Below are 24,550 nucleotides of genomic sequence, written 5' to 3'. Positions count from 1 at the left end.
CGGTTAGGACAGGCTAACGTCCCTATCAACGTCGAGCAGATGCGCGAGGAATTCGCGCACATCGCTCGGTCCGTCGAAATGTCCGGCGACGCCGGTTGCGCGACGGCCGACGGAGAACGCTAGACCGTCGAAATCGGGCATGATCGCGAACACGGTCTCGTCGGTTACGTCGTCGCCGATGAAGAACGGGCGCCGTCCCTTGAACGGCTCATGCGTCATCAGCTCGAGCACGCCGGTCGCCTTGGTGAAGCCGGAATGCTTGATCTCGCAGACGCTCTTGCCCGGCAGCACCTCGATCGGCGCATTCGGCAACTCGGCGCGGATCAGCGACACCGCTTCATAGATCGCCTTCTCCGCCTGCGGCGCCAGCCGGTAGTGCAGCGCCAGCGAATAGCCCTTGTCCTCGAGCAGAATGCCGGGGCTGAGCTTTGCGATCGCGGCAAGACGGCGCTTCAATTCCTTGTCGAGCGGCGGCGCGTGTGCGGCGACCGCCTCGCTGTCCGGCTGCAGCCGCATCTCGGCGCCGTGGCCGCCGATCGCAGGAAATACTTCCGGCGCGAAGATCAGGTCGATGTCGTTGAGGGAGCGGCCGCTGACCAGCGCCAGCGCGCCGTGGGTGCGCTCATGCAGCTGCTTCAGCGTGGTCGACAGTTCCGGCGGCACCCAGACCTCGCGCGGCGTCGGCGCGAAATCGAGCAGAGTGCCGTCGATGTCAAGCAGCACCGCGGCCTGGCGGAGCGGCGGGATCAGCGACGCCGGCGTCGGCACGCTGTCCGTCTTGGCGTCAGGGGCGATGTCATCATCCATGGGCATTTCGGCCACGTCATGCTTCGTCATAGTCTACTCCACACATGCCAGTGGTCGCGCGACAGATTCGAGCGATTTCCGCTCGGCCGCGACGGCATAGCGCCATGCGACCGCTGCGGCGACCATCATGAGCGCCGACCCCAGCAGGTAGCCGGCGAAGACGCTGTTGCGCGATCCGGTGTCGATCAGCACGCCAAACAGCGCCGGTCCGATCACGCCGCCGATGCCGGTGCCGATCGCATAGAAGGCGGCGATCGCGAGCGCGCGGACCTCCAGCGGAAAGGTCTCGCTGACGGTGAGATAGGCGGCGCTCGCGGCCGGCGAGGCGAAGAAGAAGATCACCATCCAGGCGATGGTCTGGGTCTGCGCGGTGAGCACGCCGATCGAGAACAGATAGCCGGACAGCGCCAGCAGCACGCCCGAGATGCCATAGGTCAGCGCGATCATGGTGCGGCGGCCGAGTGTATCGAACAGACGGCCGAGCAGCAGCGGCCCGAGGAAGTTTCCGGCGGCGAAGGGGAGGATGTACCAGCCGACATTGCTGGCGGCGACACCGAAGAAGTCGGTCAGGATCAATGCGAAGGTGAAGAAGATCGCATTGTAGAAGAACGCCTGCGCCGCCATCAGCGTGAGCCCGACCAGCGAGCGCTGCCGGTAGGTGGAGAACAGCGTCACCGCGACCTCGCGCAGCGGCGTGTGATCGCGCATCCGGAGCCTGATCTTCTCAAAGTCTGCGCTTGGTTGCTCGTGACCAAGCACGGAGGTCTCGATATCGGCCACGATCTTGTGGGCCTCCTCGGGACGCCCGTGAATCATCAGCCAGCGCGGGCTCTCCGGAATCCACATCCGCATCAGCAGCACGACGAGGCCGAGCACCGCGCCGGTGAAATAGGCGATCCGCCAGCCGTGGTCCGGCGCAAGGAACGCGGGATCGAGCAGGATGATAGCGCTCAGCGCACCGATCGCCGCCCCGATCCAGAAGCTGCCGTTGATGACGAGATCGGTCCAGCCGCGATAGCGGGCCGGCACCAGTTCCTGGATGGTCGAGTTGATCGCGGTGTACTCACCGCCGATGCCGGCACCGGTGAGAAAGCGAAACAGCGCGTAGCTCGCGACATTCCACGACAGCGCGGTCGCGGCGGTCGCCGACAGATAAAGTGCGAGCGTGATGAAGAACAGCTTCTTGCGCCCGATCCGGTCGGTAAGCCAGCCGAAACCCAGCGCGCCGAGCACGGCGCCGGCGAGATACGCGCTGCTGGCAAGACCGACATCGGCATTGGAGAAGCTCATCGTCGGGCTGTCCTTCAGCGCACCCGACAATGCACCCGCGAGCGTCACTTCCAGCCCGTCGAGGATCCAGGTGATGCCGAGCGCCAGTACGACGCGGGTGTGAAAGCGGCTCCAGCTGAGATTGTCGAGCCGGACCGGAATCGAGGTCTCGATGATGCGGTCATCGTCCGGCGTGACCGGAGCCACGGCCTGTTGCGTCGTCGCGGAACTCAATTGTGTCGGCTGCACTGTCATCAGAATCGACCAATGAGAAAAACCCCGGAACGATCTGTTCCAAGGTTCACTCACCCGGAATTGCGGCAAACGGAGTGCCCGCCACGCGATGTCAACGCCGCAGGCCGGCAAGGGTTCCCGCAATGCGGCATAGGAACCGCGATCGCGGCGAACTGTTCTCGGCTCAAAAGACACGGAGGCATCGATGGCCGCACACAAGAAAGCAACGCGCAAGACGGCAAGGACATCACCGGCACGCTCCACGAGCACAACGCGTCGCAGGCGTGGCGCAAGCAAGAGGACGGCGAAGCGCTGGTCGCAGCGGGTGACAAAGGAGAGCGACGCGCTCGACCTCAAGCGCGGCGTGTTCAAGCAGACCAGCGCGAAGAAGATCGCATCATCGCTGAAGCAATCCGCCGAGCACAGCGCGCGCCGCAAGAGCGGCGCCTATCGTTCCGCGCTCTCGATGCTGATCTTCTATATCAACCGCGCCGGCAAGACGCTGCCGAAGACCGAGCGATCACGGCTGGAGCGCGCCAAGGTCGAGTTGAAGCACCAGTTCGGACGGGATTAGTCGCATCATCCCGCCAACCAAACAGCGTCGTCCCGGCACAGGCAATTAATTCGTCGTCCTGGCGAAAGCCAGGACCCATACGCCGCGGCCCAACAAAAGGGCACGCGGCGAGTTGCACTTAAAACAATAGTGAGTGGTGATTATGGGTCCTGGCTTTCGCCAGGACGACGATGGATAGATCCGCGCGCGCCTTACGCCGCGCGGATATTGGCCATAAAGCGGTCGAGTTCCTCGCGCAGCCGCGAGCTCTCGACCGACAGCGAGCGGGCCGAATTCAGCACCTCTTCGGAAGCAGCTCCGGTCTCGGTGGCGCCGCGATTCACCTGGGTGACGCTGGACGCCGCTTCCTGTGTGCCCTGCGCAACGTTCTGCACGCTGCGCGCGATCTCCTGCGTTGCCGCGCTCTGCTGCTCGACCGAGCTTGCGATGTTGGTCGCGATCCCGGAGATCTGGCCGATGGTGCCGCCGATCTCCTTGATCGCGGCGACCGATTCCTGCGTCGCCGCCTGCATGCCCGAGATATGGGTGGAGATCTCGTCGGTGGCCCTGGCGGTCTGGCTCGCCAGCGACTTCACCTCGGCCGCAACCACCGCGAAGCCGCGCCCGGCGTCGCCGGCGCGCGCCGCCTCGATGGTGGCGTTCAGCGCCAGCAGATTGGTCTGCTCGGCGATCGCCGTGATCAGCTTGACGACGTCGCCGATCTCCTGCGCAGCGCGCGAGAGCTTGCCGATCCGCGCGTCGGTCTGCTCGGCCTGACGCACGGCGGAATCGGCGATCTGGCTGGATTCCTTGGCGCGACGGCCGATCTCGTCGACGGACGCCGACAGTTCCTCGGTCGCGGAGGCGACCGATTGCATGTTGCTGGAGGCTTCCTCCGAGGCGCCGGCGACCTGGCTCGACAGGTTCTGCGTGGTCTCCGCCGTCCGGGTCAGCGTACCGGCCGCCGATTCGAGCTGCACGGCGGAGGCCGACACGTTGGAGACGATCGAGCCGACCGCGGATTCGAACTCGTCGGCAAAACGAATCAGCTCGTTGCGTCGTGCGGTCGCACTCGCCTTGTTCTGCGCTTCCTGGGTCGCGGCATCACGTTCGGCCTTGGCGATCGCCTGGACCTTGAACTCCTCCACGGCGCCGGCCATCTCGCCGAGTTCGTCACGACGGCCGAGGCCCGGCAGCACGACGTCGAAATTGCCTGCCGCGAGCTCGCGCATCGCCGCACACATCGCCGCGATCGGTCGCGAAATACCCTTGCCCAGCAGGAACGCCCAGACCAGCCCGAGCACGAAGCTGCCGGCGGCGAGCATCAGGATCAGCTGCTCGGTCTCGCCGATCATGGTGTGCGATTCGTTTTCAAGCCGCTTCTGGTCGGCGAGCAGATCGGACTTCATCGCCGCCGCGCCCTGGCTGATGGCGGCCGCGGACTCCGTCATCTCGACGGTCAGTTCGTCGATCGACTTCGCGTTCGCGATCAGCTTGGCGAGCGCCTCGCGGTACTCTTCGAGCAGCGCGGTGATGTCCTTCACGCTCTGGGTGATCCGCTCGTTATTCGAGGTGATCGCCTTCACCAGATTGTCGGCGAATTTCAGCCGGGCGAGCGCGCTGGAAGCGACCGTCTTGTCGCCGTTGACGACGAAGGTATTGACGGCCCCGGTGATCGACTGGAGCTGGTCGGCCACCTTCTTGGCGCCGAACTGGATCGACTGCAGCTCGGAATCATCGGCGTTGCTCGGGAGATCGTCGAGCTTGTAGCGCATCGAGGTCGCGCTGCGGGTCAGCTTGTTCTGCGCGGTCTGTGCGCTGTCGTTCTTGATGCGGACGATCTCGGCGAAGATCTTGGTGAAGGCGCGGAATTCGCGCTCCAGCTTGGTGATCTGCTCGAGCCGGGCCGGGTTGGTGGTGCCCTTCATCGACGCCATGATGGCATCCTTCAGGCTGCCCTCGGCGGCGAGCGCGGCCTTGGCGTCGTCCTCCTTGCCGGTCGCAACGAAGTAGCGCGCCAGCGAACGGTAGGAGATCAATTCGCGATCGATGTTGCGGGCCAGATCGGCTTCCGCGACGCTCTGGCGATAGGAGCCGACGCCGGCGGAGACCCGCTCGAAGCCCATATAGGCAAAGCCCATGGTGGCTGCCGACAGCGCCAGCGTGACGGCAAAGCCGAGCATGATCTTGGCGCGAAATCTGAGGGTTGGGATCCTGATCGACAACGATCGCTTCAGCCCCGACATTCCAACCCCCGTCTTCATTCTGAAAACCACGCGGGGTCCGGCAGCAACCCGCCCCAGACCCCGGAGCGCAAAACTAAGGCAGAATCGATAAGGCCCGGTAAATGGGCAGCGGCCGCCCGGTCCGGCGCGATACTACCTTGGTCGGGCTAGCCGGGTGGGTAAGGCGATTGACGCGCGGGTCCGGCCCGATAGTTTAGAACCGATCAAACCTGACCCTGCCCGGGCCAGGAGAACACACATCGGGAGGTGTCCCATGTCATCGCGTCGACCGGCGCCATTGGCGCTTGCGGCGAGCGTAGCTGCCGGCGCAATAGCCCGGCCAATGGCATTTCCCCTCACGACCTGAAAATCACGGGCAAGCCGGAACGCCAGCCATCGCGGCATGGTCCGGATGCCCTCACGACCCGCGCGGGTTCAATCGGCCGCGCCAAGAAAAGCAAAAAATTCTGGTCAGGGAGAGCGCCTTTGGCGAAGCAGAACGGTAGCGCCGCCGACAGTATTGTCGTGGTGCAGGCAAAGACCGACGGGCCGCGGGAAGCAGCCGACGAGATCGCGCGCCAATTGGCGACGGCTGATCTCGCGATGCTCGTGGTGTTCGTGTCGCCGGTCTACGAGCCGCAGACATTCATTGCCGAACTGTCCAGCCGCATGCCCGACGTACCGATCTTCGGCTGCACCACGGCCGGCGAATTGTCGCCCGGCGGTTGGGACGAGGACAGCGTCGTCGCGATGGGCTTCAACGCGGCCGATTTCATCATCGCGGCCCGGCCGCTGTTCGACCTTTCGACATTTCGGGTCGATCACGGCCGCTCGATCTGCACCGAATTGCAGAACGAATTCGCGCAACGCACCGAGCATTGCGATCACACCCATGATTCCTTCGGGCTGCTCTTCATCGACGGCATGTGCCAGCGTGAGGAGACCATCATGTCGGCGATCTATGCGTCGCTCGGCGACATCCCGGTGGTCGGCGGCTCCGCCGGCGACGGCCTGCGCTTCGAGAAATCGTGGGTCTTCCATGGCGGCGAGGCCTTTACCGATGCCGCCGTCCTGATCCTGATCCGGACCCGGCTGCCGTTCCGCCTGTTCAAGTGCGATCACTTCGAACCGACCTCGACCAAGATGGTGGTGACCGAAGCCGACATCGAGCATCGCATCGTCAAGGAATTGAATGCCGAGCCGGCCGCGCTGGAATATTCCCGCGCCGTCGGCCTCAGCGACAGCAAGCTCGAATTGTTCTCGTTCGCCGCGCATCCCGTGCTGGTTCGCGTCGGCGGCGCCTATTACGCGCGGTCGATCCAGCGCACCAACCCGGACGGATCGCTGCAATTCTTCTGCGCCATCGACGAGGGCATGGTGCTGACGGTGGCGCGCGAGCGCGACCCGATCGACGTGACGAGCCGCCTGCTCAAGGAGCTGACCGAGGATCTCGGCGAGGTCTCGATGTTCATCGGCTTCGAATGCGTGCTGCGCCGGCTCGACGTCGAGCAGCGCCAGCTGTCGCGGGAGATGTCGGAGCTCTATCGCCGCAACAAAGTGATTGGCTTTCAGACCTATGGCGAGCAGTATCGCTCCATGCACGTCAACCAGACGCTGACCGGCATCGCCATCGGCAAGCGGGCACTCGCGCCGCAATGACGGATACCAAGACCACGCAAATTGCGGCGCTCGAACGCGAGGCCGAGAAGCTGCGCAAGATCAACGCGGCGCTGATGTCGCGCGTCGAGCGATCGACCGATCAGCAGCTCAACGCCTTCTCGCTGTTCGAGACCGCGATCGCGCTGGATCAGCAGGTGCGCGACCGCACCCAGCAGCTCAAGCAGGCGCTGCAATCGCTCGAGAAAACCAATGGTCGCCTGCTGCAGGCCAAGCAGCAGGCGGAGGCGGCGAGCTCGCTGAAATCATCCGTGCTGGTCTCGGTCACGCACGATCTGTTGCAGCCGCTGAATGCGGCGCGGCTGACGCTGTCCGCGCTGACCGAGATGGCAACCGAGTCCAAGAGCGTCGCGCTGACCGATCAGATCGACCGTTCGCTGGCGACGCTCGAAGACATGCTGCGGACGCTGCTCGACATCTCCAAGCTCGATGCGGGCGTGCTCAGGCCGGAATTCGGACCGGTCGCGATCGCCTCGCTGTTCGAGCCGCTTGAGCAGGAATTTGTCGCGACCGCCGCCAAGCGCAATCTCGGTTTCCGGATCATGCCGTCGTCCGCGGTGGTTCGCTCCGATCCGCTGATGCTGCGGCGGATCCTGCAAAACCTCGTCGCCAATGCGCTGCGCTACACCCAGCGCGGCAGCGTGCTGATGGGATGCCGGGCCAGGGGCGATGACATCTGCATCGAGGTGCACGACACCGGGCCGGGCATTCCGGAAGCGCAGCGCGAAGCCATCTTCGTCGAGTTTCAGCGCGGCGAGACCAGCGCCGGCGACAAGGCCGGCATCGGGCTTGGTCTCTCGATCGTGCGCCGGTTTGCCGACCTGCTCGGCCATGACATCAGGCTGAGCTCGCGCGCCGGCAAGGGCTCGGTGTTCTCGGTCACCGTGCCTCGCACGCTGGATCCGGTTGCGATCCCGGTGCGCGAACAGGCCAGCGTCGACTATCGCTATGGCGGCATGGAGGGCGCCAAGATCCTGCTGATCGAGAACGACCTCTCGAGCGCCGAGGGGCTCGCCCATCTGCTGGAGAAATGGGGCTGCGACGTTGCGGTGACGATCTCCAAGACCGAGGCGCTCGAGCGCATCCACGCGCTCGACGGCATTCCCGACGCCATCATCGCCGATCTGCATCTCGACAATGGCGAGACCGGAATTCAGGCCGTCGATGTCATCCGCGGCGCGATCAACGCCAAGGTGCCGGCGATCATCGTGACCGCCGACTACTCGGCCAAGGCCGCCTCCGACGTATCGGCCTTCGGCCATGAGCTGTTGAAGAAGCCGATCAAGCCCGCCGAGATGCGCTCGCTGCTGTCGTTCCTGCTGGCGGCGGAGCAGTCGAGCGCGCGGTTATGAGCAGAGCGTTTTCGAGCGAAGTGGATACCGGTTCGCGTGAAGAAAACGCGTCAAGACAAAAACCTAGAGCCTTTCCCGTTGTGATTCCATCGAAACGGGAAAGGCTCTAGGCGCCATGCGACGACGGCGAGGCCGTCACCGGCGCGTGGTCGTGCTTGCCGAAGTCCAGCTTCGACAGCGCGATGATGGCTTCGGTCCGGCTGCGCACGCCGAGCTTGCGCAGGATCTCCGAGACATGCACCTTCACGGTGGTGACCGAGATATCGAGCTCATAGGCGATGTGCTTGTTCTGCAGGCCGCGGCAGATCATGTCGAGCACGCGAAGCTGCTGCGCGGTGAACTGGCCGAGCTGCTGCACCAGCTCGCGCGCCTCGGCCTGGGCCTTCCGCGCGGCGGCGGTATCGCGAAAGCGCGGCGGCAGGCACACCGCGCCTTCGAGAATGCCGCGCAACAGCCGCGCCAGCTCGAGCTTCGGCGTCGACTTCGGGATGTAGCCGGAAATCCCGAGCGAGATCGCGCCGCCGACGATCCGGGGATCGTCATGCGCCGACACGATCACAAGCGCGCTGCGCGGCGCGGCGGCACGCACCCGGTAGGCGCCGAGCAGGCCCGTGGTGCCGGGCATCGACAGATCGAGCAGGATCAAATCGAGGCCGTCGCGCGCCGCGATCACATCCAGCGCACCGTCGATCGACGTCGCCTGCAGCACCTCGGCATCGGGAAACTCGGCCCCGATCACGCCGATCAGGGCGGCACGGAACAGCGGGTGATCCTCGACGATCAGCAGTCGAGGCGCACCCGCCTTGCCGAGCGGCGGCTTGTCCGCCAGGGGCGCGGTCGTGGTCAATGCTGCGCCGTCCTCCCTCGGATGCTCGCTCATGACAGCCATTGTGCGCACGACGTTATCGCAAAGCCGGGTGGCAGCCTATAGGCAGGATTTCCAATGCGCCCGCCTCGCAGTGCAGCACGGCTAGGGCGCCTTTTCGGCCTTTGCGCCCGAGCAGGCCTCCGGGACCGGAAGCGGAATCTTGCCTAGCTCGATGATCGCCTTGTTGCGGCTGAACAGCTTCAGCTTGCGCAGGATCTCGGTGACATGCGCCTTCACGGTGGATTCCGCGAGCTTGAGCTCGGCGGCGATCTCGCGGTTCTGCAGGCCGCGGATGATCAGATGGAGCACGCGGATCTGCTGCGGCGTCAGCTTCTGAATGCGTTCGCGCAGCGTCCGCGCCGTCTCGGACTGTTCCAGCGCACCGACCGCGACGAAATCCCGCGGCGCCGAGACCGACCCGCTCAGCACGCGCGCGATCGCCTGCGAGAGCTCGCCGAGCGAGGTCGACTTCGGCAGATAGCCGACCGCGCCCATTTCGAGCGCCTCGCGGATGGTGTGCTTGTCCTCCTCGCTCGAGACGATGGCGATCGGCAGCCGCGGATAGCGATCCCTGATCTTCTGGAAGCCGGAGAAGCCGACCACGTCGGGCAGCAGCAGATCGAGCAGCGCCAGGTCGATGTTCGGCTCACTGGCGAGGATGCCAAGCGCCCCCTTGATCGAGGTGGCCTCATAGATCCGGGCATCGGGATGCGAGATGCGGATGGCGTTGCCAAGCGCCTCCCCGAACAGGGGGTGATCGTCGATGATCAGGAACCCCATCATGAGGACCCTCGCACTGCTCAAGCCTCCGTTCCGATTGGGTCGGAACGGGGCTCTCGATTCATGTTCTGACGCGTTTTCTTCACGCGAACCGGTATCCACTTCGCTCGAAAACGCTCCTCTTGCGAACCGCAGCTTCTAGTTCGATCCGCCGGTATCCTGCACGCTCTGCAGATAGACATATACGTTTCTGAGCTCGTCGTCGCTGAAGACGTCCTTCCAGGCCGGCATGCCCTTGGCCGGCCGCCCGTCATGGACCGTCTTCCAGAATGTCGATTCCATGTCGTCAGCATAGCGCTTCTTGAGCAGCCTGAGATCGATCTTTCGCTCGGCTTGCACCGCGTCCGGGCCGTGGCAATGCGCGCAGGTTCCGTTAAAGACCTCCCGCCCGGCGGTGGCATCCCCTTTGGCATCGCCGGCGGTCGCGGCGGTCTGAACCGGTTTCTCGGCCGCGGCCTGCCCGACCGTGACGGGCTCGCTGGCGCCGACGGACGACGTCGTGGCGCGGTCGGCCTCGCCGAACTTCACCGGGGCGCCGTTCGGCACGCCATATTTGGCAAACAGGGCTGAAATCTCCGGCTGCAGCGCCGGCAGCACGCCGTCGACCTCATCGCGCAGCGCGCCGGACGCCTTGGCGAAACCGATCGCAGTCGCCCAGAGCAGGCCGTCGCCCTCGGTCGACACGATCTGATATTTGTCGCCGTAGCTGGTCTTGTTGAGCCAACCCGCCACCGGCGCCCAGATGAAGGCGATGTCGACCTTGCCCTGTTCGAGCGCCGCCATGCCCTCCTCCGGGCTGAGCACGGTCACCTTCTGGACGTCGTCGCGCAGCGCGAGCAGGTTCTGCGGCGTCGATTGATACTGCACCGCAACCCGCAATCCCCTGAGGTCGTCGATGCCGGCAAGCTTGCGGTCCTTGCTGCCGACCAGCGCGTAGCCTTCATGGGCGATCGGCTTCGAGAAGATCACCGCCGGCCCCATGAAATCGTCGATCAAAGGCAGGCCGACCATGGCGTCGCACTGTTTGCTGAGCAACGTCTCCCGCACCGTGCGCTTGCCGAAATAGGACTTGTACCAATTGGTGCTCACCGTGCGGCCGAGCTTCTGCGCCACCGCCTGGCCGATCTCGAGATAGAGGCCGGGCTTGCCCGGGTCGTCGCTCGAGAACGGCAGGTTGGTGGGGTCGGCGCAGAGCCGCAGCGGCGGTTTCGTCTCGTCGGCGCCGGCCGCCAGGGCCGGCACCATAAGCAGGGCGGAGAGCAGCACGGTCCGGATTGCATGTTCCAACCGCGTGTTGCGCGAGGGGGTGCGCAGTTCGTTTCGGGCGATGCAAGACACGGACAATGCTGCCTCCTTGACGATCGTTTACTGCAGGGCGAACACGAACAGCGAGCCGCCTTCGGGCGCCGCGGCGACCATCTTCTTGCCGATGTCACCGAGGAAGGCCGGCAGCGCCGCGGTGCGTCCGACCACGATCGCGACATACTGCTTGCCGTCGACCGAATAGGTCACGGGACCTGCACCGATGCCGCTGCCGAGGTTCTTGCTCCACAGCACCTTGCCGTTCTTGGCATCGATGGCGCGGAAGTCGCCATGCAGATTGCCCGAGAACACCAAATTGCCGCCGGTCGTCAGCGTGCCGCCGTTGAAGGGCAGGTCTTCCTTGATGCTCCACACCTTCTTGTTGGCGATCGGATCCCAGGCCACGAGCTCGCCGAGGAAGCCCCCGGGGCCCGGCTTGGTCGGGAATTCGGCGCCGAGATAGAACACGCCGCGCTTGTAGTTCACGTCAGAGACCGACCAGTCCATGCAGACATTGTTGCTCGGGATGTAGACGAGGCCGGTCTGCGGGTTGAACGACATCGGCTGCCAGTTCTTGCCGCCGATCAGGTTCGGGCAGATGTCCTTGGCGGGATGGCCCGGGCCCGGACGCTTGTCCGGATCCTCTTCCGCCCGCATCGTGTTGATGTCCCACTTCTTGGCCCAGTTGGCGAAGACGTATTTCTCCGCGGAGATCATCTTGCCGGTCTCGCGGTTGGCCACGAAGAAGAAGCCGTTGCGGTCCGCCTTCATCAGCACGGGCGTCTCGGTGCCCTTGATCTTGAGGTCGGCGAGCAGCAGCTCGTTGACGCCGTCATAGTCCCAGGCGTCGGCCGGCGTGCCCTGAATGTGCCACTTGATCTTGCCGGTGTTGGGATCGATCGCCAGCGTCGAGGCCGTGTAAAGGTTGGTCAGCTTGCCGAAATTGCCGTCGCCGGTGGAACGCACCGCGGTATTCCACGGCCCCGGATTGCTGGTACCCCAGTAGACCGTGTCCGACTTGGCGTCGTAGGAGCCGACCAGCCAGGCGGCGCCGCCGCCATGCAGCCCGGTATCGCCCTTCCAGGTCTCGCTGCCGGGCTCGCCCGGCGCCGGTACCGTGTAGGTCTGCCAGAGCAGCTTGCCGTCCTTGAGCGAGAACGCCTGCAAGGCGCCGCGGACGCCATATTCGCCGCCGCCGAAGCCGGTGATGACCTTGTCGCGGACGACGAGCGGCGGCGAGGTGATGACCGAGCCCTGCTTGTAGTCGACGACCGTCGAGGTCCAGAGCTCCTTGCCGGTCTCGGCGTCGAGCGCGGTCAGCTTGCCGTCGAGCCGGCCGACGAAGATCTTGCCGTCGGCATAGGACACGCCGCGATTGTTGACGTCGCAGCAGGCGTATTGGAGCACGTCATCCGGAATATCGGGCTGCCAGGTCCATTTGCGCGCGCCGGTCGCGGCATCGATCGCATAGACGTATTTCGGGCCCCACGAGGTCGACACATACAGATTCTTGCCGATCACCACCGGCGAGGACTCGTTGGATCGGAGCGAAGCCAGCGACAGCGAGTAGACCAGCTGCAGCTTTCCGGCATTCTCGGAGTTGATCTGCTTCAACGGGCTGAAGCGCGTATTGCCGTAATCGTGGCCGGCGATTGCCCATCCGTTCGGATCAGACGCCGCCTTCACGACGGAATCATTGGCTTTCGACGCACCAATGCCTGCCAGCACTATGGCGACCAGCGACACGCCGGCAAAGAAAATCCCGCTCCTCAGCTTCATTGGCTTCCTCCAATATGGTTTCGTTGCCGCGATGGGTGCATCGCGCGCGCGTCTCTCGACCCAATTTCGTGAACCAGCGATCTTCCGTCGCTGCGTCGGCGATGAAAATGACAGCAACGCTTTTGTGTCGTTATAGGCGGAAGGTAGTAGCGATCGCGGCGACGATTTTGGCGTGCGGCGAGCACCGTCAGTTTGCCGAAAACCGCTTGCGCTGCCGGGCAATTTCGTCGCGCCGGAGCACGCCACCGGCTGCTTGCAAATTGCCCATTGAACGGCCGCCTGCTAGGATCGCAGGCACTGCCCGGCGCCTTCATGACAGGGCCGCGACTACGACTTTGATCGCGGTTACGACCCACATGAAGCGTGGTCTACTGGGCCCATAACGAAGCTATTGGGAGAAACGCGTGTCTACAGTCAAACTGACGGTAAACGGCAAGGCGGTCTCGGTCGACGTTGAGGACCGAACCCTCCTCGTGCACCTCTTGCGCGAAAACCTGAACCTCACCGGCACCCATGTCGGCTGCGATACCAGCCAATGCGGCGCTTGCGTCGTCCATGTCGACGGACGGGCGGTCAAATCCTGCACCATGCTGGCCGGCCAGGCCGCGGGCTGCAGCGTCACCACGATCGAAGGCCTCGCCAAGGGCGACGAGCTGCACCCGATGCAGGCGGCGTTCCGCGACAATCACGGCCTGCAGTGCGGCTATTGCACCCCCGGCATGATCATGTCCGCTGTCGACATCGTGCACCGCCATGGTGGCAAGCTCGACGAGGAAGCGGTTCGCCACGAGCTCGAAGGCAACATCTGCCGCTGCACCGGCTACCACAACATCGTCAAGGCGGTGCTCGACGCAGCAGGCCGCATGAAGGTTGCGCAGGCCGCGGAATAGCGCGCCACGCACCGCACACGATCAAGCTCACCACCGCCGGTCTCGATGGAAACGGCGGCAAATCGAATCTCCGGTCGGGAGGACTAGACAATGGGTGTTGAAGGAATTGGCGCACGTGTCGTGCGCAAGGAAGATCGCCGGTTCATCACCGGACAAGGACGTTACGTCGACGACGTCAAAATGGTCGGCATGAGCTACGCTCACTTCATCCGCAGCCCGCATGCGCATGCCAAGGTCAAGGGCATCGATTCAGCCGAGGCCATGAAGATGCCCGGCGTGATCGCGGTGCTGACCGGACAGCAGATCGTCGACGACAAGGTCGGCAATTTGATCTGCGGCTGGGCCATCACCTCGAAGGACGGCTCACCGATGAAAATGGGCGCGTGGCCGGCGATGGCGCCGGAGACCGTGCGCTTTGTCGGGCAGGCCGTCGCGGTCGTGATCGCCGAGACCAAGAACCAGGCCAGGGACGCCGCCGAAGCGGTCGTCGTCGATTACGAAGAACTTCCCGCGGTGCCTGACATCAAGGCCGCGATCAAGCCGGGCGCCGCGCAGCTTCATCCCGAAGCTCCCGGCAACATCGTGTATGACTGGCATCTCGGCGACGAAGCCGCGGTCAAGGATGCCTTCAGCAAAGCGGCCAATGTGGTGACGCTCGACCTCACCAATAACCGCCTGGTGCCGAACGCGATGGAGCCGCGCGCGGCGATCGCGCATTACGACCAGGCCGAAGAGCACTACACGCTCTACACGACGTCGCAGAACCCGCACGTCGCCCGCCTCGTGCTGTCGGCGTTCTACAACATCGCGCCCGAGCACAAGCTGCGCGTGATCGCGCCCGACGTCGGCGGCGGCTTCGGCTCCAAGATCTACATCTATCCCGAAGAGATGGTGGCGCTGTGGGCCTCGAAGAAGGTGGGCCGCCCGGTGAAGTGGACCGGCGACCGCTCGGAAGCCTTCCTCACCGACGCGCATGGCCGCGACCATGTCTCGAAGGCGGAGTTGGCGTTCGACAAAGACAACAAGATCCTTGGCCTGCGGGTGAAGACCCACGCCAATTTCGGCGCCTATATGTCGCTGTTCTCCTCGGCCGTCCCGACCTATCTCTACGCGACGCTGCTGTCGGGCCAGTACGTGATTCCGGCGATCTATGCCGAGGTGATCGGCGTCTACACCAACACCACGCCGGTCGACGCCTACCGCGGCGCCGGCCGCCCCGAGGCCAGTTTTCTGATCGAGCGCATGATGGAGACGGCGGCGCGGCAGTTGAAGGTCGATCCGACCGAGCTGCGCAAGAAGAACTTCATCACCCAGTTCCCGTATCAGACGCCTGTAATCATGGCGTATGATATCGGCGACTTCCACGCCTCGATCGATGCTGCGATGAAGGCGATCGACTATGCCGGCTTCCCGGCCCGCAAGGCCAAGGCGAAAGCCGACGGCAAGCTGCGCGGCATCGGCATCTCCTGCTACATCGAGGCCTGCGGCATCGCGCCGTCGAAGGCGGTCGGCAGTCTCGGCGCCGGCGTCGGCCTGTGGGAGTCGGCTGAGATCCGCGTCAACCCGGTCGGCACCATCGAGGTGCTCACCGGTTCGCACAGCCACGGCCAGGGCCACGAAACGACGTTCTGCCAGATCATCGCAGAGCGGCTCGGCGTGCCGATCAGCCAGGTCTCGATCGTCCATGGCGACACCGACAAGGTGCAGTTCGGCATGGGCACCTACGGCTCGCGCTCGCTCGCGGTCGGCGGCACGGCGATCGTGAAGGCGATGGAGAAGGTCGAGGCCAAGGCCAAGAAGATCGCGGCGCATGCGCTCGAGGCGTCCGAGAGCGACATCGTGATCGAGAACGGCGAGTTCAAGGTCACCGGCACCGACAAGTCGATCGCTTTGCCGATGGTCGCGCTCGCCGCCTACACCGCGCATAATTTGCCCGATGGCATGGAGCCCGGCCTGAAGGAGACGGCGTTCTACGACCCGACCAACTTCACCTTCCCGGCCGGCGCCTATATCTGCGAGCTCGAGGTCGATCCGGGCACCGGCAAGACCTCCTTCGTCAACTTCGTGGCGGCCGACGACTTCGGCCGGCTGATCAACCCGATGATCGTCGAAGGCCAGGTCCACGGCGGCCTTGCGCAGGGCATCGGCCAAGCACTGCTCGAAGGCGTGGTCTATGACGGCACCGGTCAGCTCATGACCGCGTCCTTCATGGACTACACCATGCCGCGCGCCGACGATCTGCCCTCGTTCCAGCTCTCCCACACCACGACGCTGTGTCCGGGCAACCCGCTCGGCGTCAAGGGCTGCGGCGAAGCCGGCGCGATCGGCGCCTCGGCTGCCGTGATCAACGCGATCACGGACGCGATCGGCAACAACAAGCTGGAAATGCCGGCGACGCCCGATCGCGTCTGGCACGCCATTCACGGTTGAGGGAGGAAGAGCCATGTACGAGACAAATTATCACCGCGCTTCCTCGGTCGCTGACGCCGCCGCAACCTTCGCCAAAGGCGCGGAATCAAAATTCCTCGCCGGCGGACAAACCCTGCTTCCGGTGATGAAGCAGCGTCTTGCCGCGCCTTCCGACGTGATCGACCTCTCCAAGGTGCAGGAGATGATCGGCATCGAGGTGTCGGGCGACACCGTCACCATCAAGGCCGCGACGCCGCATTACGATGTGGCGCAAAGCGATGCGGTGCAGAAGGCGATCCCGGCGCTCGCCAATCTGGCGTCGATGATCGGCGATCCTGCCGTGCGCTATCGCGGCACGATCGGCGGCTCGCTCGCCAACAACGACCCGGCGGCGGATTATCCGGCGGCGGTGCTGGCGCTCGGCGCGACGGTCAAGACCAACAAGCGGTCGATCGCGGCGGATGATTTCTTCAAGGGCCTGTTCACGACGGCGCTCGAGGATGGCGAGATCATCACCGCCGTGTCGTTCCCGGTCCCGGCCAAGGCGGGCTACGCGAAGTTTCCGAACCCGGCCTCGCGCTTCGCTCTGACCGGCGTGTTCGTCGCCAAGACCAAGTCGGGTGACGTCCGCGTCGCCGCGACCGGCGCGTCGCAAAGCGGCGTCATGCGGGTCGCGCCGATCGAGCAGGCGCTGAAGGCGAACTGGGCGGCCTCGGCGCTCGACAGCGTCACGATCCCGGCGAGCGGCCTGCTCGCCGACATCCACGGCTCGGCGGATTACCGCGCCAACCTCGTGAAGGTGATGGGACAGCGGGCGGTCGTCGCCGCGGGCTGATAGCGCCTAAACACAAGTCTGCAACGGCGCGCAGCGATGCGCGCCGTTCGCGTTTTTACCGGCGGCACAGGACAAAAGGTGCTTGCCACATCCGCCTTTAGGCGAGACAATTTAGCTAATCAGCTAATTAAAAATACCGTCCCACGGACGGCTGGGAGAACGCATGAAGTTCGGCACCAAGCCAGCCGTGACATCTCAGCCGCCTAGCGCCCCGCAACCAACGGAAGAACAACGTGCTCGATAAACCTGCTTCCCAGACCGCCGCCCGCACCTCGGGCCCGCTCGCCGGCTTCCGCATCGTCGAATTCGCCGGCATCGGCCCCGGCCCGTTCGCCTGCATGCTGCTCGCCGATATGGGCGCCGAGGTCATCACGCTCGATCGGGTCGGCGCCGGCAAGAATCTGAAGGCGGTCGCAACCCGCGGCCGCAAGGTCATCGAGCTCGACCTCAAGAACAAGGCGGCGATTGCTGAAGTGCTCGACCTGCTCGGCCATGCCGACGCGCTGATCGAGGGCTTTCGTCCCGGCGTGATGGAGCGCCTCGGCCTCGGCCCGGATGTCGTGCTCGCGCGCAATCCAAAGCTGGTCTATGGCCGCATGACCGGCTGGGGCCAGGAAGGCCCGCTGGCGAATGCCGCCGGCCATGACATCAACTACATCTCGATCACAGGCGCGCTGGCCGCGATCGGAACCAAGGAGAAGCCGGTGCCGCCGCTCAACCTGGTCGGCGATTTCGGCGGCGGCGCGCTCTACCTCGTGGTCGGCGTGCTCGCAGCGCTGCTGGAAGCGCAGAAGTCCGGCAAGGGCCAGGTGGTCGATACCGCGATGTGCGACGGCGCGGCCTCGCTGATGTCGATGTTCTACGACATGGCCGCGCAGGGCCGCTGGAGCGGCGGCCGCGACCAGAATTTCCTGGACGGCGGCGCGCATTTCTACGGCGTCTACGAATGCTCCTGCGGCAACTTCATCTCGATCGGCTCGATCGAGCCGCAGTTCTACGCGCTGCTGCGCAAGCATGCCGACCTGACCGACGCCGACTTCGACGCGCAGATGGACCGCAAGGCCTGGCCGGCGCTGAAGGAGAAGCTGACCCGGGTGTTCAAGAGCAAGTCGCGCGCGGACTGGTGCCAGATCATGGAAGGCACCGATATCTGCTTCGCGCCGATCCTGACCATGGAGGAAGCGCCGAAGCATCCGCACATGGCCGCACGCCAGGTGTTCGTCGAGCGCCACGGCGTCACCCAGCCCGCCCCCGCGCCGCGCTTCTCGCGGACGCCGTCGGCGATCCGCGAGCCGGAACTGGCGAATATTGGCGACGTGACGGCGGCTTGGAAATCAGCGAAGTAAATCTCGTTGTCGTCCCGGCCAAGCGAAGCGTGAGCCGGGAACCATAACCACGAAACGCGGTTGTGGCGCGCGGCTTTTTCCGCGGGACTACTACCCGGCACACGCGATAGATTCCGCGGTATGGGTCCCTGCTTTCGCAGGGACGACACCTATGGCTGTGCGCTAGCGTGGCATTACGGCGTCCTTACGCCGCGTGATCGACCTTCAGCACGCCGCGGCGGATCTGGTCTTCCTCGATCGATTCGAACAGCGCCTTGAAGTTGCCTTCGCCGAAGCCGTCGTCGCCCTTGCGCTGGATGAACTCGAAGAAGATCGGCCCGATCGCGTTCGCCGAGAAGATCTGCAGCAGCACCTTGGTCTGGCCGCCGTCGACCACGCCCTCGCCGTCGATCAGGATGCCGTTGGTCCTGAGCCGCGCGACGTCCTCGCCATGCTTGGGCAGCCGGGCGTCGATCCGCTCGAAATAGGTGTCGGGCGGCGACGGCATGAACGGCAGGCCGTCGGCGCGCAACCTCTCGACCGTCGCGTGGATATCGCGCGCGCCGCAGGCGATGTGCTGGATGCCCTCGCCGCGGTAGACGTTGAGATATTCCTCGATCTGACCGGAATCGCCGGCGTCCTCGTTGATCGGAATCCGGATCTTGCCGTCTGGACTGGTCAGCGCACGGGAGAACAGGCCGGATGCGCGGCCCTCGATGTCGAAGAAACGGATCTGACGGAAGTTGAACAGTTTTGCATAGAAGCTGGTCCAGACATCCATCCGGCCGCGATGGACGTTATGGGTGAGGTGATCGACGTAATACAGGCCCGAGCCTGCGGGGCGCGGGTTGGCCGCGCCGAGCCATTCGAACTCGGCATCATAGGCCGAGCCCTTGGCGCCGTAGCGGTCGACGAAATAAAGCAGGCTGCCGCCGATGCCCTTGATCGCGGGCACATCGAGCGTCTTCGCTGCGGACGCGACATCCGCCGGCTCCGCGCCGAGCGCGAGCGCGCGCTCATAGGCATGCTTCGCGTCGACCACACGGAATGCCATCGACGGCGCGCAGGGGCCGTGCGCGGCAACGAAGTTGAAGCCGTGGCTGCCCGGCTCCTCATTGACGAGATAGTTGATGTCGCCCTGGCGATAGACCGTGATCTGCTTGGTCCGGTGGCGGGCGACCGCGACGAAGCCCATCAGCTTGAACAGGGCGTGCAGCTCGCCGGGATTCGGATGGGCATATTCGACGAACTCGAAGCCGTCGGTGCCCATCGGGTTCTCAGTGCTGATTTCGGCCGGCGGCGCATCGTGCGGAAACGGACCCATGGCGGCAACTCCCTGTTTTGTCTGGAGATCAGTTTCCGTCACTTGCTGCGCAACGTGCGTGCAAAATGACCCTTGATTTGCTAGTATTGCGCACGATCCGTGCATGAAATGGACATTCTGCGCATGCCTGAAGTGGACGCTTTCGACCTGAAAATGCTCGCCGCGCTGCAGGACGACGGCCGGCTGACCAACCAGCAGCTGGCCGACCTCGTCGGGCTGTCGGCCTCGCAATGCTCGCGGCGGCGGATGCGGCTGGAGGAGGAGAAGGTCATCGCCGGCTACCACGCCGACCTCGCCGGCGAGGCGCTCGGCTTCGGCCTGATCGCCTTCATCCACATCACGCTTGCGACCCACTCGCCCGACAACGCCAAGCGGTTTCGCGAGCTGGTCAACCGCGTCGACGATATCCAGGAGGCCTACGCGCTGACCGGGGATGCCGACTACGTGCTCAAGGTGATGCTGCGCGACCTCAAGAGCCTGTCCGACATCGTCAACAACGTGCTGATGCCGCACCAGAGCGTGGCCCATGTGCGCTCCTCGATCGTGCTCGACCGCCTGAAGGAGAGCACCAGGCTGCCGCTGAAGTCGCTACAGGCGTGATGGCTCGAATCGAGGGAAATCCGCCATTCGCTTTTGCGGCATGACTTGCGATCATTCCGGCAACGGCAAGAGAGACGAACCATGGCGCTGCAGCTGCGACCGAACTGCGAATATTGCGACAAGGACCTGCCACCCAGCGCAACCGACGCGCGGATCTGCTCCTATGAATGCACGTTCTGTGCGGATTGCGCCGAGACCAGGCTCGGCAATGTCTGCCCGAACTGCGGCGGCGGTTTTGCGCCGCGGCCGATCCGCCCGGCCAAGCCGTGGCGACCGGGTGTCTGCACGGTCAACCAGCCGCCGTCGGACAAGCGGGTGCACCTGAAATACAGCCTCGAGGACGTCGCCGCGAATACGGCGCGCTTGAGGGATGTCAGACCCGAGGAGCGGTGAGACTCACTCTTCATTGCGAGCGCAGCGAAGCAATCCATTCTCTCCATGCCGGGGCTGGATCGATTGCTTCGTCGCTTCACCCGCTGTCGGGCTCCTTCCCCCCTGAAAAGGGGAAGGTGGGATGGGGGGCAGCCGCGAGCGCTGGCGTCTACCGAGAGACCAGATCCCCGCCCGGTTTGCTGCGCAAACCGACCTCCCCTTTTCAAGGGGAGGTGAAGCCGCGGAATGCGCGGGGAGCTACTCCGCCGCGACGATCGTGCCTTCGACCTCGCCGAAGCCGACGCGATAGCCGTCGCCCTGGCACCAGCCGCGCATCACGAGCGAATCGCCGTCCTCCAGGAACGACCGCGTGACGCCGCTGGCAAGTTCGACCGGCTCGGTGCCGTTCCAGCTGATTTCCAGGAGACTGCCGCGCTGGTGCCTTTCGGGGCCGGAGATCGTGCCGCTGCCCAGGAGATCGCCGACATTCATCGCGCAGCCGCTCGAGGCATGGTGCACGAGCTGCTGCACCGACGACCAGTACATGTATTTGAAGTTGGTGCTGCAGATCGTCTTCGCCTCGTTCATCGCACCGGCGCGCAGCGCGACGTCGAGCTGCAGGTCGTAATTGTTCGGCTGGGTCTGCTTGAGGTACGCCAGCGGCTCCGGCTGCTGCGCCGGGCCCTGCATGCGGAACGGCTCCAGCGCCTCGCGCGTCACCACCCACGGGCTGATCGAGGTCGCGAACGCCTTGGCCTGGAACGGGCCGAGCGGCACATACTCCCACTGCTGGATGTCGCGCGCGCTCCAGTCGTTGAGGATGACGAAGCCGAAGATCATCTCCTCGGCCTGCTTCTCCGTCAGCATCTCGCCCATCGGCGAGGCCTGGCCGACGACCACGCCCATCTCGAGCTCGAAGTCGAGCCGCTTGCACGCGCCGAAGCTCGGCACCTCAGCGGTCGGCGGCTTCAGCTGGCCGCGGGGGCGGCGCACTTTGCTGCCCGACACGACCACAGTCGAGGCGCGGCCGTTGTAGCCGATCGGCATATGCAGCCAGTTCGGCTGCAGCGCATTGTCCTTGCCGCGGAACATGACGCCGACATTGGTGGCGTGCTCCTTCGACGAATAGAAATCGGTATAGCCCCAAACCGCAAACGGCATGTGCAGCCTGACGTCGGCCATCGGCACCAGCGCCCGCGCCCGCAATTCCCTGTTGTCGCGCAGCTCCGGATGATCCGAGCGGAGCAGCTCGCTGATCCGCACCCGCGTCGCCGACCACACTTTCGGCCCGAGCGCCATGAAGGCGTTGAGCGACGGCTGCGAGAACACGCCGAGCGGCCCGACATCGAGCCGCGAGTCCTGCTCGAGCTCCCAGAGGTCGAGCACATAATCGCCGATCGCAACGCCGACGCGCGGCGCAAGGCCATCCTTCGACGAGAACACCCCGTAAGGCAGGTTCTGGATCGGGAAGTCGGAGGTCGGTGCGACGTCGATGAAGGAGCGGAGCTTTGGGTCGTTGGGGTGGGGCATGGTCTCTCCAATCAAGAAGCCGTCATGCCCGGGCTTGACCCGGGCATCCATCTTTTCGAAGCGCGATGGATCGCCGGGTCAAGCCCGGCGATGACGAGGGACACAATTCACGGCTTGTTCGGGTCGAACTTCTTCTCGAGTCCCTTCCAGCAATCCGAGTAATCGTCCTGCAGCGTCGACGATTTCGCCGCATGTTCGGTCACGCGCTGCGGGAACCGGGTCTCGAACATGAAGGCCATCGTGCCGGTCAGCTTGACCGGCTTCAGCTCGCTGTTGCTGGCGTGCTCGAAGGCTTCGCGGTCGGGACCGTGCGGCAACATGCAATTGTGCAGGCTGATGCCGCCGGGCACAAAGCCCTGCGGCTTGGCGTCGTAGACGCCGTAGATCAGCCCCATGAACTCCGACATGATGTTCATGTGGTACCACGGCGGACGGAAGGTGTTATCGGCCACCATCCAGCGCTCCGGGAAGATCACGAAGTCGATATTCGCGGTGCCCGCGGTCTCCGACGGCGAGGTCAGCACCGTGAAGATCGAGGGATCGGGATGATCGAAGGCGATCGCGCCGACCGGCGAGAAGGTACGCAGATCGTATTTGTAGGGCGCGTAATTGCCGTGCCAGGCGACCACGTCGATCGGCGAATGCGGCAGCGTGGTCTTGAACAGCGAGCCGCCCCATTTCACGTAGAGCTCGGTCGGCGTGTCCTTGTCCTCGTAGCTCGCGACCGGCGTCAGGAAGTCGCGCGAATTGGCGAGGCAGTTGGCGCCGATCGGGCCGCGCTCCGGCAGCGTGAACGCGCCGCCGTAATTCTCGCAGAGATAGCCGCGCGCCGGGCTGCCGGGAATTTCGACGCGGAATTTGACGCCGCGCGGGATCACCACGATCTCGCCCGGCTCGGCGTCGATCCGGCCGAACTCGGTGACGAAGCGCAGATTGCCCTGCTGCAGCACGAACATCATCTCGCCGTCGGCATTGTAGAAATGCTGATCGACCATCGATTTGGTGATGAGATAGATGTGTGCGGCCATGCCGGCCTGGGTGTTGGCATCGCCCGCCGTGGTCATGGTCTGCACGCCCTGCAGGAAGGTCATGTCCTCCTTCGGGATCGGCGCGGGGTCCCAGCGCAGCTGTGCGATCGGCATGTCGTATTCGTGGCACGGCGCGGTGCGCCACAGCCCGCTATCTGCCTTGGCGAAGCGGCCGGAGTGCCGCACCGACGGGCGGATGCGATAGAGCCAGGAGCGCTCATTGGTGCCGCGCGGCGCCGTGAACGGCGAGCCGGACAATTGCTCGGCATAGAGCCCGTAGGCGCAGCGCTGCGGCGAATTGCGCCCCATCGGCAGCGCGCCGGGCAAGGCCTCGGTCTCAAAACTGTTGCCGAAGCCGGACATGTAGCCCGGGGTGACCTGCCCTGAGCTGCGCACGATCTGATCAGGCGAGGTATTGATGTTCATCGCTATCCTCCTTGCAGGGCGGCCCACATTTCCTGGTCGCGCTTGTCGGTCCAGATCACGGGATCGTCGATCCCCGACGCCTCGTCATAGGCGCGCGAAACGTTGAACGGCAGGCAGTGCTCGTAGATCGCAAAGCTCGAGAACTTCGGATCCATCACCTCGCGCGTTGCCGCCATCGATTCCTTCAGGCTGCGGCCCTTGGCGACGGATGATTCGGCGGCACCGTAGAGCGTGGTGACGAAATCGCGGGTCATCGCGATCGCATCGCGCCCGGTGGCGAGGCCCTTCAGCGCGTCGCCACGACCCGGCGCGATCGCCTTCGGGTTGAAGGCGCGGATCTCGTTCAAGGTCGTCGGCCATTCGCGCAAATGCGCATCGCCGCAATAGCAGGCCGAGTGGTATTCGATCAGATCGCCCGAGAACATTACCTCGGCATCCGGCACCCAGGCGACGATGTCGCCCGAGGTATGGCCGGCGCCGAGCTGCATCAGCCGCACCTCGCGCTTGCCGAGATAGATCGACATCTCGCCTTCGAAGGTCAGCGTCGGCCAGGTCAGGCCGGGAATGCTCGCCGCATCCTGGAACAGGCGCGGGAAGCGGCCATATTCGGAATCCCAATCCTGCTGGCCGCGCTCCTCGATCAGGCGATAGGTCTCCTGCGAGGCGACGATGCCCTGCGCCTTGTAGGCCGAGGCGCCGAGCACACGCACCGCGTGATAATGCGACAGCACGACATATTTGATCGGCTTGTCGGTGACGGTCTTGACCCGCTCGATCACCTTGTTCGCCATCGCCGGCGTCGCCTGCGCGTCGAACACCAGGCAACCGTCGTCGCCGACGATCACGGCGGTGTTGGGATCGCCCTCGGCGGTGAAGGCATAGAGATCGGTGCCAATCTCGGAGAAGGTGACCTTCTTCTCCGCGAGATCCGTGGTCGATGCGAAACCTTTGGCCATCAGTTCAAT

At 64.7% G+C, this 24,550-nt stretch carries 20 protein-coding genes; 9 read left to right on the top strand and 11 right to left on the bottom strand.

From position 1 onward, the window contains the following. Positions 1–3: 3 nt before the first annotated feature. Positions 4–837 (bottom strand): trehalose-phosphatase, encoded by an 834-nt coding sequence (otsB, locus tag QA635_RS02780; RefSeq protein WP_410469707.1) that lies wholly within the window; start codon positions 835–837, stop codon positions 4–6. Positions 838–840: 3 nt separating this feature from the next. Further along, the gene (locus QA635_RS02775; protein WP_283066727.1) at positions 841–2,331 is read right to left on the bottom strand and encodes an MFS transporter; all 1,491 of its coding nucleotides are present in this window, start codon (positions 2,329–2,331) and stop codon (positions 841–843) included. A gap of 184 nt (positions 2,332–2,515) precedes the next feature. Here QA635_RS02775 and QA635_RS02770 point away from each other — a divergent pair, with 184 nt between their 5' ends. After that, on the top strand, positions 2,516–2,884 hold the full coding sequence (locus QA635_RS02770; protein WP_283066725.1) for a DUF3175 domain-containing protein: 369 nt from the start codon (positions 2,516–2,518) through the stop codon (positions 2,882–2,884). A gap of 191 nt (positions 2,885–3,075) precedes the next feature. Here QA635_RS02770 and QA635_RS02765 read toward each other — a convergent pair whose 3' ends face one another. After that, the gene (locus QA635_RS02765) at positions 3,076–5,109 is read right to left on the bottom strand and encodes a methyl-accepting chemotaxis protein (protein ID WP_283066723.1); all 2,034 of its coding nucleotides are present in this window, start codon (positions 5,107–5,109) and stop codon (positions 3,076–3,078) included. Positions 5,110–5,574: 465 nt separating this feature from the next. On the opposite strand from QA635_RS02765, the gene QA635_RS02760 reads away from it, so the two are divergent. Both QA635_RS02760 and QA635_RS02755 read left to right on the top strand, forming a co-directional pair. Next, a complete protein-coding gene (locus tag QA635_RS02760; protein WP_283066721.1) occupies positions 5,575–6,747 on the top strand; it encodes an FIST N-terminal domain-containing protein in 1,173 nt (390 codons plus the stop codon). Next, positions 6,744–8,117, top strand: a complete 1,374-nt coding sequence (locus QA635_RS02755) for an ATP-binding response regulator (RefSeq protein WP_283066719.1) — start codon at positions 6,744–6,746, stop codon at positions 8,115–8,117. The genes QA635_RS02760 and QA635_RS02755 overlap by 4 nt, the downstream gene beginning before the upstream one ends. Before the next feature lie 106 nt (positions 8,118–8,223). Here QA635_RS02755 and QA635_RS02750 read toward each other — a convergent pair whose 3' ends face one another. The 4 genes from QA635_RS02750 to QA635_RS02735 form a co-directional block, all read right to left on the bottom strand. Beyond that, the gene (locus tag QA635_RS02750; protein ID WP_283066717.1) at positions 8,224–8,997 is read right to left on the bottom strand and encodes a LuxR C-terminal-related transcriptional regulator; all 774 of its coding nucleotides are present in this window, start codon (positions 8,995–8,997) and stop codon (positions 8,224–8,226) included. A gap of 90 nt (positions 8,998–9,087) precedes the next feature. Continuing rightward, positions 9,088–9,768, bottom strand: a complete 681-nt coding sequence (locus QA635_RS02745) for a response regulator (protein ID WP_016843264.1) — start codon at positions 9,766–9,768, stop codon at positions 9,088–9,090. Between the two features lie 135 nt (positions 9,769–9,903). Further along, positions 9,904–11,103: a c-type cytochrome gene (locus tag QA635_RS02740; RefSeq protein WP_341850452.1), complete on the bottom strand. Its 1,200-nt coding sequence runs from the start codon at positions 11,101–11,103 to the stop codon at positions 9,904–9,906. Positions 11,104–11,130: 27 nt separating this feature from the next. Further along, positions 11,131–12,846 carry a PQQ-dependent dehydrogenase, methanol/ethanol family gene (locus QA635_RS02735; protein WP_283066711.1) on the bottom strand — a complete coding sequence of 572 codons (1,716 nt, stop codon included), beginning with the start codon at positions 12,844–12,846 and terminating at the stop codon, positions 11,131–11,133. Between the two features lie 404 nt (positions 12,847–13,250). Here QA635_RS02735 and QA635_RS02730 point away from each other — a divergent pair, with 404 nt between their 5' ends. The 4 genes from QA635_RS02730 (at position 13,251) to QA635_RS02715 (ending at position 18,326) form a co-directional block, all read left to right on the top strand. Next, complete coding sequence (locus QA635_RS02730) at positions 13,251–13,736, top strand: (2Fe-2S)-binding protein (protein ID WP_283066710.1); 486 nt, start codon at positions 13,251–13,253, stop codon at positions 13,734–13,736. A gap of 90 nt (positions 13,737–13,826) precedes the next feature. Next, positions 13,827–16,166, top strand: coding sequence for a xanthine dehydrogenase family protein molybdopterin-binding subunit (locus tag QA635_RS02725; RefSeq protein ID WP_076834783.1), 2,340 nt, complete (start codon positions 13,827–13,829; stop codon positions 16,164–16,166). Positions 16,167–16,179: 13 nt separating this feature from the next. Beyond that, positions 16,180–16,980, top strand: coding sequence for an FAD binding domain-containing protein (locus QA635_RS02720; RefSeq protein ID WP_283066709.1), 801 nt, complete (start codon positions 16,180–16,182; stop codon positions 16,978–16,980). Between the two features lie 233 nt (positions 16,981–17,213). Next, positions 17,214–18,326: a CaiB/BaiF CoA transferase family protein gene (locus QA635_RS02715; protein WP_283066707.1), complete on the top strand. Its 1,113-nt coding sequence runs from the start codon at positions 17,214–17,216 to the stop codon at positions 18,324–18,326. 184 nt (positions 18,327–18,510) lie between these two features. On the opposite strand, the gene hppD is transcribed toward QA635_RS02715, so the two are convergent. Next, positions 18,511–19,629, bottom strand: a complete 1,119-nt coding sequence (gene hppD, locus QA635_RS02710) for a 4-hydroxyphenylpyruvate dioxygenase (RefSeq protein WP_283066705.1) — start codon at positions 19,627–19,629, stop codon at positions 18,511–18,513. A 123-nt stretch (positions 19,630–19,752) separates the two neighbouring features. Between hppD and QA635_RS02705 the strand changes: the two genes are divergently transcribed. Further along, positions 19,753–20,229 (top strand): Lrp/AsnC family transcriptional regulator, encoded by a 477-nt coding sequence (locus tag QA635_RS02705; RefSeq protein ID WP_050384067.1) that lies wholly within the window; start codon positions 19,753–19,755, stop codon positions 20,227–20,229. Between the two features lie 81 nt (positions 20,230–20,310). After that, positions 20,311–20,622 carry a DUF1272 domain-containing protein gene (locus tag QA635_RS02700; protein WP_028335203.1) on the top strand — a complete coding sequence of 104 codons (312 nt, stop codon included), beginning with the start codon at positions 20,311–20,313 and terminating at the stop codon, positions 20,620–20,622. Positions 20,623–20,859: 237 nt separating this feature from the next. Here the strand turns inward: QA635_RS02700 and fahA are convergent, their stop codons facing one another. The 3 genes from fahA to QA635_RS02685 all read right to left on the bottom strand — a co-directional run bounded on the left by fahA (position 20,860) and on the right by QA635_RS02685 (position 24,541). Beyond that, positions 20,860–22,131 (bottom strand): fumarylacetoacetase, encoded by a 1,272-nt coding sequence (gene fahA, locus QA635_RS02695; protein WP_283066700.1) that lies wholly within the window; start codon positions 22,129–22,131, stop codon positions 20,860–20,862. Positions 22,132–22,238: 107 nt separating this feature from the next. Then, complete coding sequence (gene hmgA / locus QA635_RS02690; protein WP_283066698.1) at positions 22,239–23,585, bottom strand: homogentisate 1,2-dioxygenase; 1,347 nt, start codon at positions 23,583–23,585, stop codon at positions 22,239–22,241. A gap of 2 nt (positions 23,586–23,587) precedes the next feature. Next, positions 23,588–24,541 carry an MBL fold metallo-hydrolase gene (locus tag QA635_RS02685; RefSeq protein ID WP_283066697.1) on the bottom strand — a complete coding sequence of 318 codons (954 nt, stop codon included), beginning with the start codon at positions 24,539–24,541 and terminating at the stop codon, positions 23,588–23,590. Positions 24,542–24,550: the final 9 nt, after the last annotated feature.

The sequence above is a fragment of the Bradyrhizobium brasilense genome, assembly GCF_029714345.1.
Classification (GTDB): domain Bacteria; phylum Pseudomonadota; class Alphaproteobacteria; order Rhizobiales; family Xanthobacteraceae; genus Bradyrhizobium; species Bradyrhizobium australafricanum.
The sequence above is the reverse complement of the archived record's forward strand: the minus strand, read 5'-3'. Positions and strand labels throughout refer to the sequence as shown.

Bases quoted from the DNA above. Each gene is read 5' to 3' on its own strand.
- QA635_RS02720 (WP_283066709.1), top strand. From the start codon at position 16,180: ATGTACGAGACAAATTATCACCGCGCTTCCTCGGTCGCTGACGCCGCC.
- hppD (WP_283066705.1), bottom strand. From the start codon at position 19,629: ATGGGTCCGTTTCCGCACGATGCGCCGCCGGCCGAAATCAGCACTGAG.
- otsB (WP_410469707.1), bottom strand. From the start codon at position 837: ATGACGAAGCATGACGTGGCCGAAATGCCCATGGATGATGACATCGCC.
- hmgA (WP_283066698.1), bottom strand. From the start codon at position 23,585: ATGAACATCAATACCTCGCCTGATCAGATCGTGCGCAGCTCAGGGCAG.
- QA635_RS02725 (WP_076834783.1), top strand. From the start codon at position 13,827: ATGGGTGTTGAAGGAATTGGCGCACGTGTCGTGCGCAAGGAAGATCGC.
- QA635_RS02770 (WP_283066725.1), top strand. From the start codon at position 2,516: ATGGCCGCACACAAGAAAGCAACGCGCAAGACGGCAAGGACATCACCG.
- QA635_RS02685 (WP_283066697.1), bottom strand. From the start codon at position 24,541: ATGGCCAAAGGTTTCGCATCGACCACGGATCTCGCGGAGAAGAAGGTC.
- QA635_RS02735 (WP_283066711.1), bottom strand. From the start codon at position 12,846: ATGAAGCTGAGGAGCGGGATTTTCTTTGCCGGCGTGTCGCTGGTCGCC.
- QA635_RS02765 (WP_283066723.1), bottom strand. From the start codon at position 5,109: ATGTCGGGGCTGAAGCGATCGTTGTCGATCAGGATCCCAACCCTCAGA.
- QA635_RS02750 (WP_283066717.1), bottom strand. From the start codon at position 8,997: ATGAGCGAGCATCCGAGGGAGGACGGCGCAGCATTGACCACGACCGCG.
- QA635_RS02755 (WP_283066719.1), top strand. From the start codon at position 6,744: ATGACGGATACCAAGACCACGCAAATTGCGGCGCTCGAACGCGAGGCC.
- fahA (WP_283066700.1), bottom strand. From the start codon at position 22,131: ATGCCCCACCCCAACGACCCAAAGCTCCGCTCCTTCATCGACGTCGCA.
- QA635_RS02705 (WP_050384067.1), top strand. From the start codon at position 19,753: ATGCCTGAAGTGGACGCTTTCGACCTGAAAATGCTCGCCGCGCTGCAG.
- QA635_RS02775 (WP_283066727.1), bottom strand. From the start codon at position 2,331: ATGACAGTGCAGCCGACACAATTGAGTTCCGCGACGACGCAACAGGCC.
- QA635_RS02700 (WP_028335203.1), top strand. From the start codon at position 20,311: ATGGCGCTGCAGCTGCGACCGAACTGCGAATATTGCGACAAGGACCTG.
- QA635_RS02745 (WP_016843264.1), bottom strand. From the start codon at position 9,768: ATGATGGGGTTCCTGATCATCGACGATCACCCCCTGTTCGGGGAGGCG.